This is a genomic window from Flavobacterium enshiense DK69, from assembly GCF_000498495.1.
Classification (GTDB): Bacteria; Bacteroidota; Bacteroidia; order Flavobacteriales; family Flavobacteriaceae; genus Flavobacterium; species Flavobacterium enshiense.
On record NZ_AVCS01000009.1, the window covers coordinates 413,849 to 434,521 of the forward strand.

Consider the following 20,673-nt stretch of genomic DNA (forward strand, 5'->3'; position numbering starts at 1 on the left):
TGAATGTGAAAATGTTAATAAAACTTTAAAAAATTAATAAAAAAAAGCCGCCTCTGTTTAAGAGACGGCTCTGTTAACATGGTTTAGTTATGTTTAGTAAACAACTTTTTTGTTGACCACAACATTGTTTTCCAGTGTAACTTTTACTACCAGCGTAGTTTGTGTAGGGCTTAACGTTTCCGCTACGAAATGATTTGAGTTTACATTAGAAGATTTTACCAAAATTCGACCTAGTACATCATATATCGTAATTTCTTTTATTGGTTCTAAAGTGGATTTTACATTCAGTTTATTGTCGTTGTAAAAAACAATAGAATTCTCAAAAGTGCTTAGATCATTAGTGCTAAGTGTAGTGTTGGTATAACGAAGCACAAAACGATCTTCAAAAGTGCCTGCAGCAGAGTTGAAACTATATGCTGCTGATTTTAAATCATGAATTATATTTAATTGTTTGTCTTCTAAATAGATATTTTGATTGTTGAATTCCGAATCAAAATGATTAATACCTATAGTGTAATTTCCTTGTGCTGTAGCTTTAAAACCTAGCGGAACCATGTCATCCTGAACAAATGGCCATGGACGTCCCTGAATGGTTAATTTTTTATCAGCTCCTAGCGAATAGAATTTAACCGCATTTCCTGCTAAAGATTCTCCGTCAAAACCTCGATCCCATGCTAAGGTTGCACCTTCTGCATAGCCTACCAGAATTTGGCTGAAACCACCATTGTTGTTCGACAGATTTAACCAAAGACGTTGTTTGTCGAATCCGGTAACTTCTACATTGTCAGATGTATTTTCTGAACGATAGAAGCCAGAATTGTTGTTCAATACCCTCATACTGTTGTTAAAAGTAACGTTACCGGTAGTTCCGTTTGCCATAGTATCATCCGCGCTGACAAAGAATGATTGTCCAGATGCAATGTAATGAGATGGCATAGTGCTGCCGGAAAGTGATGTGGTAGTTGATCCCAATGAATTTACTGTAGCATAATCGTTAACAGTATAATTATACATATAATTGCCATAGAATGGATCTGGTGCAGCGGTACTTGGCGGTGTGTTGTGCGTCCATATATATACAGTTCCGTCAACAACAGGAACATTGGCAGGCAAATTCAAGAAACTTACAATGTCAATTGCTGAAGGATATGGATTTCCGATTAAATTCCATTCATCATCAGCGTCTAAAATAATAGTTGAGTTTCCAGGTACTGTGCCTCCCATATTAGCATTTGTCCCTTTTTTAATAGGCACTGAAATGTTACCATTGTTTGGAGTTCCGGTAAAATTAACTGTAAACGTTTGTTTAGCCCCAGTGGAAGGGAAAGAGCCTGGAGCTCTGGCAATTATTCCATAAGTTGGATTCATAGCGGTCCCCGCGGCAACTTGTGTCCATGTTCCATTTCCATTGGCAACTGTAGGTGTGTATTTGTAGATGTGAGTTGTCCCAGAAGTCAGATTTCCAGCAGGGAAAGCTGAAGCCTGTGTTACTGGAGAATTCCAGTATGAGTAATCCAATCTGTACATTGGAGCGGATGTTCTCTTGATGTGAGCAGTACCAACATTAGCAATATTGTTTGTTTGTATCAAACTTGCATCATCTTCCAAGATGATGTCTCCACCTGTATTTATTGTAACTTTGTTTACGATTGATAAGTTGTTATTCGAATTTACAGTCAGTACAGCTCCGTTGTTAACCACTAAACTGTATCCTAAACCGGTATACCCTGATCCGTTGATGATTGGGTCGATTGTAACATCTGGAATGATAATGCAGTCAGCTGTTGTAGGAACTCCTGATGGCGTCCAATTGTCTGATTTGTTCCAGTCGGAGTCTATGGATCCGTTCCAAACTTTGGAAGTAGAAACAGTTACTGTAGTTTGTTCGGTTTCTTTCAGGGTAGATCCGTTACATAAAGTATATGTTACTTCAGCGGTATACGTAGTTGTTGCAGCAGGGCAAACAGTAATAACATCTGTGTTTCCTACTACAGGCCCAGTTGTCCCGGCACCTTCGTACCATTTTATCGTCGTGATTGCTGTTCCTGATGGCACAAAACGCCATGCTTCATTGGTTATAGACCAATCGGTGTCTAATCCGTTACGTCCTGGAGCCACTGTTGCGACAGTGCCGGTTGCATTTTGAACTCCTACAATCGCATTTCCTTCGTTCCAAGTTGCGCAAACATTTTTTTTCTGGATATAAACTTCTATGATGTTCGTGTTTTCGTAAAGTACCATCATTCCTGTGTACAGCATCGAATTACAAGTGGTTGAGTACATTGGGATGTCTTTCCATGAAGCTACTAAAGCTCGGCATCCTGAATTCAATGTGATTAATTCCCAGCCAACTTCTCCTCCTTTTTCAGGATCAATATCATGATAAACGCCGAATATTGTGTTCTTAAATAAAGATGTATCTGGAAGATTGTTTGCAAATCTCCATTCAGAATCTCCTCCTGGAGTATTGTTGGTTAAATCGAAAGTAAGTACGCCATTCGAACCGATTAAACATTGGTTGTAGTTTGAACCGTAAAAACAGAAGTTAAAAGGAAGATTTACAACCGGTGACCAGACGTCATCTGTATTAACACTAACAGGATTTGCCAAACATCCGAATTGGTATGGAGGGGTGTAGCTTATGCTTTGAGCGGTATAACTTGTCGTTTGTCCTAATTGTAAGTAGGTGGCCTCCAAATCTACACAGCCTGAAGCTGCTAAGCATGTAATTGTTGCCGGATCAGCTCCATATAAACCTAATCCTCCTGAAACTACTGATGGACATCCTAAAGAAGAAGTTCCGATTCCGTTTCCAGTAGAACAGTTGCGCACATAGAATGTAGTTGGCCCTACCCAAGCGCCTTGACCTAAACCGGCTCCACAGTTTGAACGAACCCAGATGTAGTAAGTGGTTCCTGGTGTTAGTCCTGTTAAGTTGGCAGTAGTAATTCCTTCTGCTGTACTCCCGGATGGTGTTGTTCCGGTTGATGGGGCAGTGGTACTGGTTGAATAATAGTATTGATAGCCATTAGTTGGAGCCGATGAAGCAGCGGTCCAGTTCACTGTAACTGTTGTTAAGGATGTAACTGTTGCCGCGATAGCAGATGGATTTCCGGAGCATGGTAATGGACCTAGACATGTTATTTTGTAATCTTCAGTTTCTCCATAGGCATGAGTGCCACAAGCGGGAGCAGGGTTGCTTAAGTAGGCGTTTCTTATTCTCATTCTGTAGTTTCCTGCTAGAGTTCCTGGGGGAATAGTTACAGAACCAATAGAGGCCGGTGAACTCAAATAGCCTGTTGTTAATACGCTTTCGCCACTATCTGAAAAATCACCGTCATTGTTCCAGTCTATCCATACCGTATAGCCGTAAGTACTTGATGGATGTGTAGCTGTTATATTAAAGCTTAAGCCTGTGTATTGCGAAACAGAATGAGTTGCTGTATAATCTATATAACCTCCAGCGCTAAAGTTGGTTCCAGTGTTGGAAATATTGGCAACTCCTCCGCTGGTTGTTACCCCGCTGATGTAATAAGTTGTATTGCTACCGTTGCTTGCAGCACAATAGGAAACAAGAGTAGTTACATTTCCGGTTAATGGCGATGTTGTTAAATATAAAGGACCGCCTGTACAAACTGCATTATTAGAGAAAATATAGAAATAGTAGGTTGTATTGGCATTTAATCCGCTTACGGAAAAAGTTGTGTTGGAATCTGTATCAGCAACAGTGCCTCCTGTGATGGTTCCTCCGGTAGTGTATGTTGTGCCGTTAGTGACAGTAGGTGCAATACCGGTAGTGTTGTATACAACCAAATAATTTGAGGGAGCTGGTGATGCCGCCGTAAAAGAACCGTTTATGGTTCCGCTTGACGGTGTCAAAACTAGTGCGCTTGGTTGAGCTGTTGGGGTTGTACATGCTGGCGCTGCTGTTACCGTAAAAGTATAGTCTTCAGTTTCTCCATCGGTAATTGAACCACAAGCTGATGGATTTGTTGCATTATAATTAGCAACAATTCTCATTCTATGGCTCCCGACGGGAGCGGTTCCTGGTACTGTAATTGTACCTGTTGCGCTTGAAACATAAACCCCAGAGCCGTATACTTTTTCTCCCGTATCGTTAAAATCGCCATCATTGTTCCAGTCTACCCAAATGTTGATGCCATAAGTATGAGTACCATTATAAGTAGCGATTGAGAAGTTAACACTCCCGAATTGTTGTTGTGTAACTGTTTGTCCGGTAAAGTTGCCATATCCGGTTGCAGAATATCCTGACCCATTATTTGTGATATTGGTGCTTCCTAACGTTGTCGAGAAATTGTTGATATAATATGTAGAATTCGTTGAAGTAGAAGTACAGTAAAAAATAGGCATTGTCGCATTTCCGGTTAACGGCGATGTTGTTAAGTGCAATGGTCCTCCCGCGCAAGCATTATTGTTGTAGGAATATACGAAGAAGTAATATGTTGTGAGAGCGCTTAATCCGGTTACTGAAAACGTTGTGTTTGTGTCCATATCTGCAACTGTTCCGCCTGTAATGGCTCCGCCAACAGCATAGGTTGTTCCGTTAGCAACTGTGGGTGGTGTTCCCGTAGTGTTGTAAACTACCAAATAGTTTGACGGGGCAGGCGATGCTGCCGTAAAAGAACCGCTTATGGTTCCGTTTGAAGGAGTCAATACAAGTGCGCTTGGTTGTGCAGTTGGGGTTGTGCATAAAGGTCGAGTAGAAGCACAAATGTTGAAAGTGCCGTTGTTGTCGTTACCTAATTCCCATACTCTCACCCATATGGTAGTTCCCGGTGTTAAGCCGGTTCGGGTTATCATTGACATGAAGCCGTTGTTACTGTCATCATCATCGCATTCCAGTAGTGTTAATGCTCCACATGTACCTGTGTACCATGCCATTCCGCTGTCTGTTATTGTTCCTGTTCCTGTCTGTGTATCTACAGTAACCTCTCCGCTTGGAGGAACTACAAAAGAAAACCATACGTCTCCTCCGGCATAGCTTGCACAGCCTGGTGCGGGTACGCCTGTACCTGCACTGTCTGTTGCTCCGGCATTAGTATAAGTCGCATAGGTGCATGAAGTGTTAACTGAAAGAGCTATTGCAGAGCAAGGATCATCGTTCGGTGGAGTTATGGTAATTAAAAGATAGCCATTTGCACCTGATGCACCGTCACTGATGGCACTGCCGCCGCCGCCGCCGCCGCCATATGGGTTACCCATTACTCCGTTACCGGTGTTGTTCTTTTGTCCGGCTCCGCCGGCACCTGCCATACCTCCTCCTGCAGACCCTCCTGCAATTGTTGATGAAGACAGTGGACTTTGTCCGTCTCCTCCATTTCCGTTAGGGCCGGCACAACCGCCGCCTCCACCAGATCCATAAAGAGAGCCGTTGGTGCCTGAAGAAGTTCCGCCGTTGCCTCCAGGATACGTTCCTGAAGCCCCTCCGATACCTCCAGTTCCTCCAGTTCCGCTTACCCATTTTAAACCGCCTTTACCACCGTTTGCAGTAATGGTAGTTGTGCCAAAAACGCCGGTTGTAGTTTCACCATCTGCTCCGTCTTTTGCGGTTAGTGAGGTATACATACCTCCGGTGCCACCAGTACCGATTGTTATGGAATAAGTGGTGCCGGGAGTTACCGGAACGGAATTGTTAACTGTATAAGCGCCGCCGCCACCGCCGCCGCCGCCTTTTTTATTGGAGGTGCCACCGCATCCTCCACCGCCACCGGCTCCATAGGCTTCCACTTTTATGGAAGTTACCCCAGCTGGGCATGTCCAGGAGCTTGAGGTCGTGAAAGGTATGGTTGTACCGGCTTGTGAAAAACCAGTTAAGCTTGTCAATACTAGCAGAAGCATAAAGACTGTTGGTCTTAGTGATTTGTCTTCATGACTTAATATGCTATTTAGTTCGGGATGCTCGTATTTTTTTATACGAGTCTGATGTAAAAATCGGTTAATAAAGTAATTTTTGTTCACAATTTATTGGTCTTTGTGTTAGAAAATAGGTGGTTAAGATTTAACAAAAAATCACAAATCGGTGAAATACATAATTCATCGATGAATATAATTTTTTGCTAATATGAAAAAAAAAATCTAAAAAAAACGTAATTATATAAAAAAATACGTTTGAAGAGTGTGTTTTGTGATTTTTCAAGCATTCAATTTGTTATATTTTGATTTTTTAGACTACTGATATAACAATTAGTTTTTTTTGTAATAAAAACCTGTGTTATTTATATGTAGTTCTTAGTGTGTGTTTATTTTAAAAATGATCATGTTTTTGTGAGAAATTATAATGGACTTTAGATTTTTTTTCAGATTAGAATGTTGATTCTGAGTCTTGAATGATAGGATAATCTTAATTTTTTTAAGGCGAATTGTTTGCTTTTCTTTTCGAAGTTGATTTACTATTTATTATAGTTGTAGGGTTGTCAGTTTTTTATTAAGCTAATTTGTGTCGTTTAATGCGTCTTTAGTACTGTTTAGGAAACGGGTGTTGTGATACTGTCAGTTGACTCATTTGAGATTAGGTATTAGTGGGGTGTAAGTGTCGGATTTGTCTATAGGGTTAATCTTCTGAGAGTTTTGTCTTTAAATGCTTTTGGTCTTGGCTTAGAGAAGGCATGGTTTATGTTATTGTTGATATTTTTATTGATTTTCTTTGTGTAATAATCCAATGAGGTAGTCTAATGTTGATTGACGACATGGCAATTTGTGGATGATAAGTGAAATAAGATAATATTTGGCCTTATAATGTTTTATGGTTGCGTGAATTTTGAAAACATGATTTGGCAAATAGGATGCATTATTTGAAAAATGTGTTAAAGCCTCTTTTTTCGGTGATTGCATTTTTTAATTTCTTTGTTTCTGTTTAAATATAGTTATATATATAACAAAATACATCAAATAAATATTTTTTATAACATATAAAGAAAGAAAAAACTTTCAAAAAAAAAGATTTTTATTTTGGTTTTTGTTTGAAAGAAGAGGTTTTGATTTTTTTTTGCATCTATTGAATAGCTGATGCCTGATAAAGAAGATGTGAATTAAGAAAAGTTTTTCTGGTATTTTATAAACGGATTTTTCGCACTTTTAGTCGAATTGGAAATATTTAATAAGAAGTTTATTAAAAAACAGGTTATATTTGTAATATTAGTAGAATAAAGTAATCCCCAAAAGTCTATGAAGTTAAAATTACGCAAAGGAACATTGTTGCTAGTAGTGGCGATGTTTAGTCAATCTGAGCTTTTTGCTCAAATGTATGTTAGCCCTAATAGCTATGTGTTCGTAAATAATGAACAATTGTTTATTAAGGGCGATCTTGAGTTGAACACAGCAACAAGTAACTTGTATCTGAGAAATGATGCCCAGTTGCTTCAGGGAACTACAGATCCTGGTGCCAATAGAGGAGTTGGGACTTTGTCGGTCTACCAAGAAGGGACTGCAGATGGTTTTGATTATAATTATTGGTGTTCTCCAGTAGGAAATGTGCTTTCTTCAACAGCAGTTAATAATCCTTTTGGGGTTAGTCAGTTAAAAGATGTGACTGGTTTAATTACTTCTGTAGATCCTTTATTGACAAATAATTTAAATGGTGTTGCTTCTCCACTGACTATTTCAAGGCGTTGGATATATAAATACATAACTTCCAATCAATATGGGAATTGGATTTATGTTGCAGGAGGAAATACAATTAATGCGGGTGAAGGTTTCACGATGAAGGGTACCGATGGGACTAGTGCTAATAATCCTGGTGCAAATCAGCGCTACGATTTTAGAGGAAAACCTAATGATGGGACTATTGGTATAACTGTTGCGCCCGGAATGAGGACTTTAACAGGTAATCCGTATCCTTCAGCAATTAATTTGAATCTTTTTTTATGGGATTCAGCGAATTTGGCACTTATGAAAGGTGAAGCTTATTTTTGGGAACATAATGATGCTGTTAATTCTCATTATTTAGTAGATTATCAGGGAGGGTATGGAACGTACATAGCAAATAATGGCCTATATTCACCTGGAACCTATAACGCTGCGACATGGAATACCTATGATGGTAACGGGACTTTAATTTCAGTAGGAGGTGCAACGGGTGGCGCTTATAAAAGAATGTTTACTCCAATCGGGCAAGGTTTCAAAATTGAAGGTAAAGCAGACGGTACTGTTCAAATGAAAAATAGTTACCGTGTTTTTGTGAAAGAAGACGTGACTAACAATTCTCAATTTGAAAGAAATGTAAAAGAGGAGAATGGTTCTTCCAAATGGGGAGAAATACAAAATGTTGCAAATGTCGACTATACACAGTATTCTAATAAGGAATTGCCTCAGATTAAAATTCATACGGTTTTGAATAATCAGTATTCAAGAGAGGTATCACTGGCATTTAACAATCAGGCAACTGATGGTTATGATTTGGGGATGGACGCAAGAGGTCCTGAATATAATTTGCCTAATGATGCTTATTTTCCTCTTGATGAGACAAATCAATATGTGATTTCAACGCTTCCTTTTGATGTTTACAAAAAGATTCCATTTGCTTTCAAGGCCGGAAGTCAGACTACTTTTAAAGTTACGGTCGGGAATCTGATTAATTTTACAGAAGCAGATAATATCTATTTGCATGATAAAACTACTGATCTGTATTATGATATTAAGAATAATTTCTTTGAAATTACATTGCCGGCTGGTATCGTGAAAGACAGATTTGAAATTACTTTCCGTAATGCTAATTTATCTACAGGTGAAAATGCATTGGCAGGAAGTTTGACGGTGTATCAGAATAACAATACTAAATCGTTAAATATTGCAAATCCTCAGATGATTGATTTGAAATCTTGTGCTATCTACGATGTTGCGGGTAAATCGATATTTACTAAAAATAAGTTAGGAACGAATGAAGAATATGAGTTTCCAACATCCAATTTAAGTGATGGTGTTTACATTGTAAGGGTAAATACCAACGATAATAGAGAAATGGGAATTAAAGTAATAGTGAAAAACTAATTTAATATCTTAATAAAAAGTAAATAAAAAGTGCTGCTTGAAAGAGTTGCACTTTTTTGTTTATATGTTATCTTTGAACTATGCAATCGTATAATCAGTTGGTTGAAAAAATTGATGAAAAAGGAATTTTTCTTTATTTGAAACGGGAAGATTTACTTCATCCGGAAATTTCAGGGAATAAATTTCGAAAGCTGAAATATAATTTGATTGAAGCTAAATCAGAAGGTGTGGATACCTTGTTGACTTTTGGCGGTGCATTTTCAAATCATATTGCTGCTGTCGCGGCTGCAGGTAAGAAATACGGTTTTAGAACAATCGGGATTATTAGAGGTGATGAGTTGATTGATAAAATTGATGAGAATCCGACTCTTTTGTTTGCTAGGGAAAATGGTATGAAGTTTGTTTTCGTTACAAGGGAGATTTTTCGTCAAAAAGACAGTCTTGAATTTATTGAAAAGTTAAGATTGGAATATGGTAATTTTTATCTTTTACCCGAGGGAGGAACAAATAATCTTGCTGTAAAAGGATGTGAAGAGATTTTGACAAATGAAGACGAAGATTTTACATATGTGTGCTGTGCAGTAGGTACGGGAGGAACTATTGCCGGTATAATTAATTCACTAAGGGAAAATCAAAAAGCAATCGGTTTTCCATCACTAAAGGGAACGTTTTTGTCTGATGATATTCGTAGTTTTGCAAAAAATAATAATTGGGAATTAATTTCTGATTATCATTTTGGCGGATACGGAAAAGTGTCTGAAGAATTAATCGTTTTTTTAAATGAATTTTACAGGAAAACCGGAATTCCTTTAGATCCGGTTTATACCGGAAAGATGATGTTTGGGATTTATGATTTAATAAAGAAAGGATATTTTAAGGAAGGTTCTAAAATATTGGCAATACATACCGGAGGTCTGCAGGGATGTAAAGGGATGAATCTTTTTTTGAAAAAGAAACATTTGCCAACGCTAAATTATATATGATGTTGAAAAGGATTTTTATTTTATTTGTTTTAGTGGTTTTTTACAGTTGTGGTTCGAGTTCTAAGGTTCGGATTACATCGTCGCGCCCACAAAAAACTAAAGTGAATCAGGCTAGAAAAACGCCGGTGACAACTACTAAACAAAGAGATAATTCCTCTTCGTCTCAAACCAAATCCGAAGTTTTGGAAGCGACGTCGAAGATTGCCGTTACTCCGGAATTAGTTAAGGAATACATAGCGCAATTCAAAGAGATTGCCAAGGATAACATGCGTAAACATGGGATACCTTCGAGTATTACTCTCGCTCAAGGTGTATTGGAATCGGGTGCGGGAACAGGAGTTTTGGCTCGAAAAGCAAATAATCATTTCGGTATAAAATGTCATACTGGCTGGACTGGAGAGAGTGTTCATCATGACGATGATGCAGCACAGGAATGTTTTAGAAAATATGATCAATCGGCAGAATCCTATCGTGATCATTCGTTGTTTTTGACCACTCGAAATCGCTATGCTAATTTGTTTAAACTAGATGAAGGAGATTATGTGGCATGGGCTAAAGGATTGCGTGCAGCCGGTTACGCAACAGATGTGAAATATCCTGAAAAACTCATTGGTTTAATAGAGCGTTATGAGTTGTATAAAATAGATGAAGAGGTATTGGGTTCTAATTATAAATCTGTTGACAAAGTGTCGGAAATGCCAATGGACGATAAATCATATAAAGTGTCTCAGGGTGATACGTTGTATTCCATTTCAAGAAGATTTAATGTTACTGTAGATCAACTGGTAAAGATGAATCAGCTCTCAGATAATGCTATATCCATAGGTCAAATTCTAAAAATAAAATCATAATGTTATATCAAAGAAGCAGTCAGCTTTTTGTAGAGGCTGCAAAAGTAATCCCTGGCGGCGTTAATTCTCCGGTTAGAGCGTTTAAAGCTGTTGGTGGAACCCCTATTTTTGCAAAAGAGGCAAAAGGGGCTTATTTGTACGATGAGGATGGTAACCGATTGATAGATTATATCAATTCTTGGGGGCCAATGCTTTTGGGACATGCTTTTGAACCGGTAGTGAATGCGGTTATTGAAAAAGCAAAAAAAGGAACTTCTTTTGGGATGCCTACGGCTTTGGAAACGGAAATTGCGGCACTTGCAGTTTCGATGGTTCCGAATATCGATAAAATACGTTTTGTGAATTCCGGAACTGAAGCTTGTATGAGTGCTATTCGATTGGCTCGCGGTTTTAGTAAAAGAGATAAGATTGTAAAATTTTCAGGGTGTTATCACGGTCACTCCGATTCGTTCTTGATTCAGGCAGGAAGTGGGGCTATCACTTTTGGCTCTCCGAATAGTCCTGGAGTTACTGCTGGCACGGCAAAGGATACGCTGTTGGCACGCTATAATGATTTGGGCAATGTGAAAGAATTGTTTGAAGCAAATAAAAATGAAATAGCAGCTATAATTATAGAGCCTGTTGCGGGTAATATGGGATGTATTCCTCCTGCAAATGGGTTTTTGGAAGGTTTGCGCCAACTTTGTGATGAAAATGGGGCTTTGCTTATTTTTGATGAAGTAATGACGGGATTTCGCTTGGCAAAAGGTGGTGCTCAGGAATTGTTTGGGATAAAGGCAGATATTGTGTGTTTTGGAAAAGTGATCGGAGGAGGTTTGCCGGTTGGAGCCTTTGCTGCCCGAAATGAGATTATGGATTATCTGGCGCCAGTAGGGCCGGTTTATCAAGCGGGGACTCTGTCTGGAAATCCATTGGCAATGGCAGCCGGATTGGCAATGTTGCAGGAAATTAATTCGGATGCAGAATTGTTTCAGCGTCTTGAAGAAAAAACAGCCTATTTGGAAAAAGGAACTGCTAAGGTGTTAGCCGATAATAACATAGTGTTTACCATAAACCGTGTCGGTTCTATGATTTCGGTACACTTTGATGCTAACCCGGTTTGTGATTTTCAAACAGCAGCAAATGGAGATAATGAAACTTTTAAAAAGTTCTTCCATGGGCTGTTGAGAGAAGGTATTTATATTGCTCCCTCTGCCTATGAAACATGGTTTATTACTGATGCTTTAACATATGACGATTTGGATTTTACCATTAATGCCATAAATAAAGTTGCTAAAGAACTATAATAAAAAAAACCACCGATCGGTGGTTTTTTTGTTTTGTTATTACAAGTAATAAATAATTATTTCTTTTCTTTAACCGTAGTTGTTGCGGCAGTTTCTGATCCAATTAGCTGCGCGTAAATCTCTTTGTTTTTTTCTAAGGCGGTGATTTGATCGTTTGTTAAAGAAGCTTTCATTTTGGCGTCGACTGTATGTGTTATTTGACTTCTTTTTGCAGGAGTCATGTCAGGAGCATTCAAGTCTTTATGTTTTTTTACAAAAAGGTTATAGATAGCATTTTGCATGTTGCCTTCAATAGGAATAACTGACAGTAATAATTCAAGATCTTTCTTAGCACTTTTTTTGAATTCAATTGATTTGTCTTGCGCAGACGCATTTATTGAAAAGGCAAAAAACAAAACAAAAAGAGTAATTATTTTTTTCATAATTTTTTATTGTAGTTTATGGTTATAGATCCCAAAACTAAATAAAAATATACAAAATCCAAAACTTTAGTGAAATAATTGCTTGTCTAGTGTTTTTTGTGATATCTATTTTTTTTCTGCTCCCGCATTTGTGTCATTCTTTTTTCTTTTAATTCTTCCCATTTTTCCATCTGTTTTTCAGACAAGATTTTTTTCATATCCGCTTTAAAAGCGATTTTGTCATCCAGCATTTTGTTCTTCATGGCAAATAACTCATCGCTGGTCAGTTTTTTATCAGAATCTTTCATTGCCTGGTGTTTTGCCTTGGCTTCTTCTCTTTTTTTGTTCTGTTCTGTTAAAAGGTTTTTTAAGTTTTTTTGCTGTTTATCGTTAAGATCAAGTTCTAGAGTCATTTTCTTAACCTGTAATTCCGTTTTTTGTTCCAGGGTAAATTCTTCATGCCTCATTTTTCGATCCTGTGCAAAAGCTGTCAATGAAATCATCATTACAACTGCTATAATTACGTTTTTCATCGTTTATGATTTTTTGTGTTACAGCTATAGGACAATCAGGAAGTGTAAAGGTTTAATCTGAAAAATAAAAAGGAGCTCAAAATGAGCTCCTTATATATTAAGTTTTGCAATTGTTGTTACTCTTTTAAGGCGACAATTTTACTGTCACCATTTATGCTTACTGAAGTTAATCCGTGCTGAGCTAATGTTTTCATTGCTTTGTCCCATTTCTTACCGCTAAGTGCCACTCTGATTTTAAGTTCTGACAATTCCATGGTGTTGTTGTGTTTTTGAAGTAATTCCACGATCAACTTTTCTTCTGCTTCCAACTCAATCTGAATTGCTTTTTTCTCCGGGCGCATTTGAGGGAAGAATAATACTTCCTGAATTGATGGGTTGTTGGTAAGGAACATAATTAAACGATCCATCCCTATTCCTAATCCGGATGTTGGAGGCATGCCGTATTCCAATGAACGTAGGAAATCTTCATCGATAAATTGTCCAGCCTCGTCATCACCTCTTTCAGATAAAGCTAATTGCGCTTCAAAACGCTCTCTCTGATCAATCGGGTCATTCAATTCGGAATATGCATTTGCGATTTCTTTTCCGCATACCATCAACTCGAAACGCTCGGTTAATTCCGGATTGTCGCGGTGTGATTTGCATAATGGCGACATTTCTTTCGGATAATCCGTGATGAAAGTCGGCTGAATGAAATTTCCTTCGCATTTTGCTCCGAAAATTTCGTCTATCAGTTTTCCTTTACCCATGGTTTCGTCTACTTCGATGCCCATACCTTTAGCAGCTTCGAAAATTTCTGCTTCTGATTTTCCTGAAATATCAAAACCGGTAAATTGTTTGATGGCATCGGTCATGGTAACTCTCGCATATGGCGCTTTGAAACTCACTTTGTGCTCACCGAAAGTAGCATCAGTGGTTCCGTTTACCTGCATCGCGCAGTATTCCAATAGGTTTTCAGTGAATTCCATCATCCAGTTGTAGTCTTTATAGGCTACATATATCTCCATGGCAGTAAATTCCGGATTGTGAGTTCTGTCCATTCCTTCGTTTCTGAAGTTTTTAGAAAACTCATAAACCCCGTCAAAACCACCTACGATTAGTCTTTTTAAGTACAATTCGTTCGCGATTCGCATGTATAAAGGAATGTCCAATGAATTATGGTGCGTAATAAACGGACGTGCTGCTGCTCCGCCCGGAATCGATTGTAAAATCGGAGTTTCCACTTCCATATAGCCTGCTTCGTTAAAGAAGGTACGCATGGCAGTGAACAACTTGGTTCGCTTCATGAAAACTTCTTTCACCTGTGGGTTCACCACCAAATCCACATAGCGCATACGGTAACGCAATTCCGGATCGGTAAACGCGTCGAAAACATTTCCTTCCTCATCCATTTTTGGTAATGGCAACGGGCGTAATGTTTTGCTCAGGAACGTAAAGTTGGAAACGCGAATACATTTTGCGCCAACTTGAGTAGTGAACAATTCGCCTTCAATTCCGATGAAGTCACCTAAATCGGTCAGTTTTTTGAAAACGGTGTTGTAAAGGGTTTTGTCTTCTCCTTCACAAATTACATCACGGTTAAAATACGCCTGAATTCGGCCTTCGCTGTCCTGAAGTTCTGCAAACGAGGCTTTTCCCTGATCGCGAACACTCATTAATCGCCCTGCTACAACAACCTTCTTGCCTTCTTCAAAAGCGTCCTTTATCTGCTTCGACGTGTGGTTAACGGGAAACAAATTAGCTGGATACGGATTGATGCCAAGTTCTCTCAACTTGCCCAATTTTTCTCTTCTGATGATTTCTTGTTCTGAAAGTTGCATAATTCTTATGTATTTTAAGGGTGCAAAGATAGGTATAATTTGAAAATGAGGCAATTTGAAAATCAATCAATTTTAATGTCTTAGTCTGGATGCTCTGCTACTGTCTTTAATCCGCTTTCTGAACACTTCAATCTGATGACTGCTTTTTGTTGATTTTTTTGAAGCAGAATGGCTTGGGGTCTTTCTGCAATCCATGTTCCTGCTGTTCGCTGTATCTTCTGCGGACACTTCGCGTTGTTTCGTGTCTGCAAAAGGATGCCGCTCCCATCAGGGCTATTTAGGAAACTATTTTGTACTTTTGGGGAAATTTAAAAAAATGAAAAAAGGGACCTTATTGCTGCTTTTGTTTTTTGCACTTTCGCTTACCAGTTGTGTTGTTACGGAAAGTGTCGGCTTTAATGCGAACGGTTCAGGTAAAATTAATTATAGGTTTGATATGTCCAAAGTCATGACCATGCTTGGAAAAGAAATGGGAGGTATGGGGACAGAATTGGCTAACGGAAAGTCGAAAGATATTGATACTACTTTTACAATGGCTTCTGTATATGAAATGAAAAAAGACAGTATTGCTAAGTTACCGAAAGAGCAGCAGGACAAAATCAAAAAGATGGAGAAGTTTACCTGTCATATGGTGATGAATGATAAAGATGGAACTTTTGTTTTTGACTTGTATTCCGATTTTAAAAACATAGCCGAATTCCAGGAGATGGTTTCTCCCATGAATACGCTTTCAGATATTAATCCGGCGGGGAATAACGTGGCGTCGGGCGTCATGCCAAAGAATGATGGTGTGACAAGTTATGTTTTCGACGGGAAAAAGTTCAGTAAAAAAGTTTCGGCAAAATCAAAAGATGAAATCAAATCGGAATATGTGAAAGGATTGGAGAAGGAAGGAGTGAATGGAACAGAAGCGGAAGCGTTGTCAAATCAGATGGCGCAATCGATGGAAATGATTTATGGAGAGTCAGATTATGTTATGGAAGTCAGTTTTCCGAAAAAGGTTAAAAAAGTTTCGGTGCCCAATGCTAAAATCAGCGATGATAAAAAAAAGGTGTCAATAACTTATCCGATGAAAGAATACATGGAGAGTAAGAATTTGAACTTTGAAGTTGAATTAGAATAAATGGTTATGAATAAGAAAGTACAGTTGCAGGATTTGGGTAAGAAAGATTATAAAGTTACCTGGGATTTTCAGGAAGAATTGTTTGCGGATATTGTTTCGCGAAAAGTAGCCAAAAGAGAAAATCCGGAAATCGTCACGCCAAATCATTTTTTGTTTGTCGAGCATCCGCATGTATATACGTTAGGGAAGAGCGGCGATTTGTCTAATTTGCTTTTAAATGAAAAACAATTGGCTGAAAAGGGGGCGACTTTTTATAAAATAAATAGAGGTGGGGATATTACTTATCATGGTCCTGGTCAAATTGTAGGGTACCCAATTCTTGATTTAGAAAATTTTTTTACAGATATTCATAAATACCTTCGCCTATTGGAAGAAGCTATAATTCAAACATTAGCCGAATACGGTCTGCAATCAGAAAGGAGCGAGGGTGAAACCGGAGTTTGGTTGGGTGTCGGAACTCCGTTTGCAAGGAAAATTTGTGCCATGGGAGTTCGTGCTTCCCGTTGGGTGACCATGCATGGTTTTGCTTTAAATGTAAATGCTGATTTGGGATATTTTGATAATATTATTCCTTGTGGTATAAAAGGTAAGGCGGTGACTTCAATGCATGTTGAGCTTGGAAGATCTGTTGATGAAAATGAAGTGAAACAAAAAATAGTGAAACACTTTGCAGAGCTGTTCGAGGCGCAGATGGTTTAGTGGTTTCAGGTTTGATTAAAAAAACAAAAGACAATTTTTTTTGGTTGTAAAAGGTAGGAGGTCTTCTTGACTTTTGCTTCTCCCTTCTTTTTTTAAAATTCAAGCTTCAGTTGTTCTGGTAATAAGCGGAATGACATTCTGTGATATTTGGTTACTCCATATTTAAGAATGGCCTCCCTGTGTTCTGCGGTAGGGTAGCCTTTATTTTTTTTCCAGTTGTACATCGGAAATTCTTCGTGGATTCTGTCCATATATTCGTCTCTGTGTGTTTTGGCTAAAACAGATGCAGCAGCAATGCTTAAGTATTTGCTGTCTCCTTTAACAATACAGCTGTGAGGTATGTTGTTGATGGGTTTGAATCGGTTTCCGTCTACAATAATATATTTAGGTGTTGGATTTAAATTGACTATGCATTCCTGCATGGCTTTGATGGAAGCGTTCAAGATGTTGATCTTGTCGATAATTATGGGTTCCAGATGTATAACCTTGTATGAGATAGCTTCCTGTTCGATAATAGGTTTGAGTTTTTCTCTTGTTTTTTCTGAAAGTTGTTTGGAGTCATTCAGCAGATCTAAGGTAAAGTCTTCCGGAAGAATAACGGCTGCAGCTGTAACTGGTCCGGCTAAGCAGCCACGGCCTGCTTCGTCTGTTCCGGCTTCTGGGAAAAAGTCTGAGAAATTTCTGAATAACATTTTTTAGGTTTTTGCAAAAATACAAAAAAGTAGATCGATTGTTGTGATGTTTACGGTCTATGTATTAGTTTCTTCGCTATTTTGTTTTTATTTCATAAAATATTTAACAAGTGTTAAATAGTATAATTCTGTAGTAATATTTGGTTATTTAAGAAATTATTAAGAAGTTTGCGAAATAACTAACTCAAATAAATTCAGTATGAGATCGAAGTTTAAATGGATTTTTGCGCTATTGCTGGCGTTTTCAATGCAGTTTTCCTTCGCACAGGAGAAAACTATTACTGGTACAGTAACCGAAGGAGGGTTGCCATTGCCAGGTGTAAGCGTTGTTGTTAAAGGTACAACTCGCGGAACACAAACAGACATGGATGGTAATTATTCCATCAAAGCTAAAACCGGCGAAGTTTTAGTGTTTACTTTCATTGGTATGAAAGAATCTACGATGACAGTTGGGTCATCAAACAAAATGAATGTTGCTATGGCTGCAGAGTCTACAACATTAGAGAATGTTGTTGTTACTGCTGTTGGTATTAAAAAGAGAGTAGATGAAATTACTTCTTCCAGTCAGCAAGTAAAAGCAAAAGAGTTAACTCAGGCAGCTAACCCGAACGTTGTTCAGTCATTGGCGGGTAAAGTGTCTGGTTTACAAATTAATACTACAAACACTGGAGTTAATTCAACTACTCGTATTGTGTTGCGTGGTAACCGTTCAATTACAGGTAACAACCAGGCTTTGGTTGTAATTGATAATGTTATCTCGACTGCGGGTGTTTTACAATCATTGGCTCCGGATATTATTGAGTCGACAAACATCTTAAAAGGAGCACAAGGTGCTGCGTTATATGGTGAGTTGGGTGTTAATGGTGTAATCATTGTTACAACTAAAAAAGGAGCTAAAAGCGGTAAATTGAATGTGAGTGTTAACTCTGCAATTGACTTCGAAGAGGTTTCTTTTGTTCCGCAAAGACAGAGACGTTATGGTCAAGGTTGGAACGGACAACACGTTACTTATGAGAACGGTGGTTGGGGAGCAGAGTTTGATGGCATGATCAGATCAGTAGGTATGCAACAAGCTGATGGTTCTTATATCATGGCTCCTTATGCTTCAATTAAAGACAATATCAAGGAATTCTTCGAAACTGGTACTATCATGCAAAATGGTGTGTCTATCAGTGGAGGTACATTAGAAGATGGGTATGCTTTGATGTCAGCTAACAACCAGAAAACAGAATTCGTAGTTGATGGTGATGAGTTGAACAGAAGTACATTCTCATTCAAAGGAGGAAGAAAATTCGGTAAATGGACAGTAGAAGGAAACGTTGTTTATGTGACTCAAAGAACAGAAACTACTTCTTCAGCCTTATTTACAGATTTATTGCAAACAGCTTCTAACATCCCGGTAGAGCGTTTTGAGCATTCAGGAAATGAGGGTCACTGGACTTCTTACTATAATAACCCTTACTGGTTAAGAGATAATGTTCGTAATACTAACAGATCTGATTATTGGACTGGTATTGCTTCATTAAACTATGAATTTAATAAAAATATCAACATTAACTATGTAGCAAACGTTCAGACTACTGCGGCTAACTCAATGTCACATACAAATGGTTATGTTGATTTAATTCAAGTTGGAGGAGGTAATCAGACTATCGTTTCTACTTTTGATTCAAGTAATTCAAACTCAAGAAGATACTATGGTGATTTGTTGATTAACTTTGATTATATGTTGACTGAAGATCTTAGTTTAAAAGCTAACATCGGTAACAATATTCAGGATGTGTACTCTCAGTCTACTAGTGTTGGAGGGGATAACTTGACTATTCCAGGTTTATACAATATTTCTAACGTAACTGGAGAGGTGAGAAGATCTAATGGTTTCACTAGACAGAGAAGATTTGCGTTTTTTGCTAACGTTGATTTAGGATATAAAGATTTCTTAAACATCAACTTAACAGGAAGAAATGACTGGAACTCTGCAATGGTGGAAACTCCGAAAGATAATTATTTCTATCCGTCTGTTGGGGTTTCGTTCATTCCTACAAAACTTGATTTCTTAAACAATAACAAAGTTTTGAACTATTCTAAGATTTATGCTAACTACATTGTTGTAGGTAATACTTCAGCTGTAGATGCTTATGGAACGAATGATCTTTACGGACCGTCTACAGGATATCCATTTGGAGCATTAAACTCTTTCACTTATACTCAGACTCCGATTGATAAAGATATCAAACCTGAGTTTATGTCAACTTTCGAGATTGGTGCTAATTTCGGATTCCTTAATGACAGAATTACTTTAGAAGGTGCTTACTACAACACAAAAACTGATGATTTGATCACTAGAAGAAGCGTTTCTGCTGCTTCAGGACTTACAAGTGTGTTGGCTAACGTAGGTGAAATGACAACTAATGGTTTTGAAATCGAATTAGGTTTCGCGCCTGTTAGAAATGATAAATTTGCTTGGGAAAACAGAATCTCTTATTCTCATTCTAAATCAGTTGTAGATAAAGCGGCTCCAGATGCAAAATCAATCGCATTGGTTAACTTCTCTGCAAATAGTGTAGGTATCTTTGCTGACGAAGGAGAAGAGTTTCCTTTAATTAAAGGTATTGCTTATCAAAGAGATGATCAAGGTAGAGTAGTTATCGATCCTAGTACAGGTAATCCTCTTAGAACTGGGGAGTACAAAAAATTAGGAAAAGCTACACCTGATTATATCATCAACTACAATGGTTCATTGGAGTACAAAGGAATCCGTTTAGCTGCTGTAATGGACTACAGAACAGGACACCAAATTTGGGCTGGAACTAAAGACTGGTTATCTTGGTCAGGTCACTTAGTAGAATCTGCTGAAGGAGGTCGTACAGGATTTATCTTCCCTAACTCAGTTGTTGATACAAATGATGACGGACAATATGAGCCTAACAATACTGTTGTTACTGGAGGAAATACATATACTTCTTATTTGAACTATTTCTCTAACGAGTACAGAGCAGTAACTGAAAATATGGTTTTAGATGCTACAGCATTTAAAATTAGAGAGTTGTCTTTAAGCTATGCTTTGCCAATTAAAATGATTGAAAGAGCTGGTTTAACTTCATTACGTTTTGGTGTTAATGCAAGAAATCCTTTGACTGTATTGCCTAAAGAAAACAGAGGATACCATGATCCAGAGCAGTCTAGATCTAGTGGGAATGATCAAGGTTTGGCAGTTACAGGTCAATATCCAGCAACTAGAACTTTTGGTTTCAACGTTAACCTAACTTTTTAATTGAA

13 protein-coding genes are annotated in these 20,673 nt (G+C 38.1%); 7 read left to right on the forward strand and 6 right to left on the reverse strand.

Annotated features, from left to right (window positions below):
- Nucleotides 1-93 precede the first annotated feature (93 nt).
- Nucleotides 94-5,859, reverse strand: a complete 5,766-nt coding sequence (locus FEDK69T_RS07760) for a GEVED domain-containing protein (protein WP_131494751.1) — start codon at nucleotides 5,857-5,859, stop codon at nucleotides 94-96.
- A gap of 792 nt (nucleotides 5,860-6,651) precedes the next feature.
- Nucleotides 6,652-6,852, reverse strand: coding sequence for a hypothetical protein (locus FEDK69T_RS07765; protein ID WP_023573600.1), 201 nt, complete (start codon nucleotides 6,850-6,852; stop codon nucleotides 6,652-6,654).
- A gap of 333 nt (nucleotides 6,853-7,185) precedes the next feature.
- On the opposite strand from FEDK69T_RS07765, the gene FEDK69T_RS07770 reads away from it, so the two are divergent.
- The 4 genes from FEDK69T_RS07770 to hemL all read left to right on the forward strand — a co-directional run bounded on the left by FEDK69T_RS07770 (nucleotide 7,186) and on the right by hemL (nucleotide 12,126).
- Complete coding sequence (locus tag FEDK69T_RS07770) at nucleotides 7,186-9,006, forward strand: T9SS sorting signal type C domain-containing protein (protein ID WP_051385095.1); 1,821 nt, start codon at nucleotides 7,186-7,188, stop codon at nucleotides 9,004-9,006.
- Between the two features lie 80 nt (nucleotides 9,007-9,086).
- A complete protein-coding gene (locus tag FEDK69T_RS07775; protein WP_023573603.1) occupies nucleotides 9,087-9,989 on the forward strand; it encodes a 1-aminocyclopropane-1-carboxylate deaminase/D-cysteine desulfhydrase in 903 nt (300 codons plus the stop codon).
- 101 nt (nucleotides 9,990-10,090) lie between these two features.
- Nucleotides 10,091-10,840, forward strand: a complete 750-nt coding sequence (locus FEDK69T_RS07780; RefSeq protein WP_316949029.1) for a glucosaminidase domain-containing protein — start codon at nucleotides 10,091-10,093, stop codon at nucleotides 10,838-10,840.
- A complete protein-coding gene (gene hemL / locus FEDK69T_RS07785) occupies nucleotides 10,840-12,126 on the forward strand; it encodes a glutamate-1-semialdehyde 2,1-aminomutase (RefSeq protein ID WP_035629998.1) in 1,287 nt (428 codons plus the stop codon). Before FEDK69T_RS07780 ends, hemL begins: the two co-directional genes overlap by 1 nt.
- A 56-nt stretch (nucleotides 12,127-12,182) precedes the next feature.
- Here the strand turns inward: hemL and FEDK69T_RS07790 are convergent, their stop codons facing one another.
- From FEDK69T_RS07790 to lysS, 3 genes are all read right to left on the reverse strand, one after another.
- The gene (locus tag FEDK69T_RS07790; protein ID WP_023573606.1) at nucleotides 12,183-12,548 is read right to left on the reverse strand and encodes a hypothetical protein; all 366 of its coding nucleotides are present in this window, start codon (nucleotides 12,546-12,548) and stop codon (nucleotides 12,183-12,185) included.
- A gap of 86 nt (nucleotides 12,549-12,634) precedes the next feature.
- Nucleotides 12,635-13,060: a hypothetical protein gene (locus FEDK69T_RS07795; RefSeq protein ID WP_023573607.1), complete on the reverse strand. Its 426-nt coding sequence runs from the start codon at nucleotides 13,058-13,060 to the stop codon at nucleotides 12,635-12,637.
- Nucleotides 13,061-13,176: 116 nt separating this feature from the next.
- Nucleotides 13,177-14,880: a lysine--tRNA ligase gene (gene lysS / locus FEDK69T_RS07800; RefSeq protein ID WP_023573608.1), complete on the reverse strand. Its 1,704-nt coding sequence runs from the start codon at nucleotides 14,878-14,880 to the stop codon at nucleotides 13,177-13,179.
- 316 nt (nucleotides 14,881-15,196) lie between these two features.
- Here lysS and FEDK69T_RS15435 point away from each other — a divergent pair, with 316 nt between their 5' ends.
- On the forward strand, nucleotides 15,197-16,003 hold the full coding sequence (locus tag FEDK69T_RS15435; RefSeq protein WP_131494750.1) for a hypothetical protein: 807 nt from the start codon (nucleotides 15,197-15,199) through the stop codon (nucleotides 16,001-16,003).
- 6 nt (nucleotides 16,004-16,009) lie between these two features.
- Complete coding sequence (lipB, locus tag FEDK69T_RS07810) at nucleotides 16,010-16,702, forward strand: lipoyl(octanoyl) transferase LipB (RefSeq protein ID WP_023573610.1); 693 nt, start codon at nucleotides 16,010-16,012, stop codon at nucleotides 16,700-16,702.
- Nucleotides 16,703-16,794: 92 nt separating this feature from the next.
- Here lipB and FEDK69T_RS07815 read toward each other — a convergent pair whose 3' ends face one another.
- Nucleotides 16,795-17,394 carry a ribonuclease HII gene (locus FEDK69T_RS07815; protein WP_023573611.1) on the reverse strand — a complete coding sequence of 200 codons (600 nt, stop codon included), beginning with the start codon at nucleotides 17,392-17,394 and terminating at the stop codon, nucleotides 16,795-16,797.
- Between the two features lie 199 nt (nucleotides 17,395-17,593).
- Between FEDK69T_RS07815 and FEDK69T_RS07820 the strand changes: the two genes are divergently transcribed.
- The gene (locus FEDK69T_RS07820; RefSeq protein WP_023573612.1) at nucleotides 17,594-20,668 is read left to right on the forward strand and encodes a SusC/RagA family TonB-linked outer membrane protein; all 3,075 of its coding nucleotides are present in this window, start codon (nucleotides 17,594-17,596) and stop codon (nucleotides 20,666-20,668) included.
- The last annotated feature ends 5 nt before the right edge of the window (nucleotides 20,669-20,673 follow it).

Excerpts from the sequence above, each read along its gene's own strand:
- FEDK69T_RS07760 (WP_131494751.1), bottom strand. The coding sequence starts at position 5,859 with ATGCTTCTGCTAGTATTGACAAGCTTAACTGGTTTTTCACAAGCCGGT.
- FEDK69T_RS07765 (WP_023573600.1), bottom strand. The coding sequence starts at position 6,852 with ATGCAATCACCGAAAAAAGAGGCTTTAACACATTTTTCAAATAATGCA.
- FEDK69T_RS07770 (WP_051385095.1), top strand. The coding sequence starts at position 7,186 with ATGAAGTTAAAATTACGCAAAGGAACATTGTTGCTAGTAGTGGCGATG.
- FEDK69T_RS07775 (WP_023573603.1), top strand. The coding sequence starts at position 9,087 with ATGCAATCGTATAATCAGTTGGTTGAAAAAATTGATGAAAAAGGAATT.
- hemL (WP_035629998.1), top strand. The coding sequence starts at position 10,840 with ATGTTATATCAAAGAAGCAGTCAGCTTTTTGTAGAGGCTGCAAAAGTA.
- FEDK69T_RS07790 (WP_023573606.1), bottom strand. The coding sequence starts at position 12,548 with ATGAAAAAAATAATTACTCTTTTTGTTTTGTTTTTTGCCTTTTCAATA.
- FEDK69T_RS07795 (WP_023573607.1), bottom strand. The coding sequence starts at position 13,060 with ATGAAAAACGTAATTATAGCAGTTGTAATGATGATTTCATTGACAGCT.
- lysS (WP_023573608.1), bottom strand. The coding sequence starts at position 14,880 with ATGCAACTTTCAGAACAAGAAATCATCAGAAGAGAAAAATTGGGCAAG.
- FEDK69T_RS15435 (WP_131494750.1), top strand. The coding sequence starts at position 15,197 with ATGAAAAAAGGGACCTTATTGCTGCTTTTGTTTTTTGCACTTTCGCTT.
- lipB (WP_023573610.1), top strand. The coding sequence starts at position 16,010 with ATGAATAAGAAAGTACAGTTGCAGGATTTGGGTAAGAAAGATTATAAA.
- FEDK69T_RS07815 (WP_023573611.1), bottom strand. The coding sequence starts at position 17,394 with ATGTTATTCAGAAATTTCTCAGACTTTTTCCCAGAAGCCGGAACAGAC.
- FEDK69T_RS07820 (WP_023573612.1), top strand. The coding sequence starts at position 17,594 with ATGAGATCGAAGTTTAAATGGATTTTTGCGCTATTGCTGGCGTTTTCA.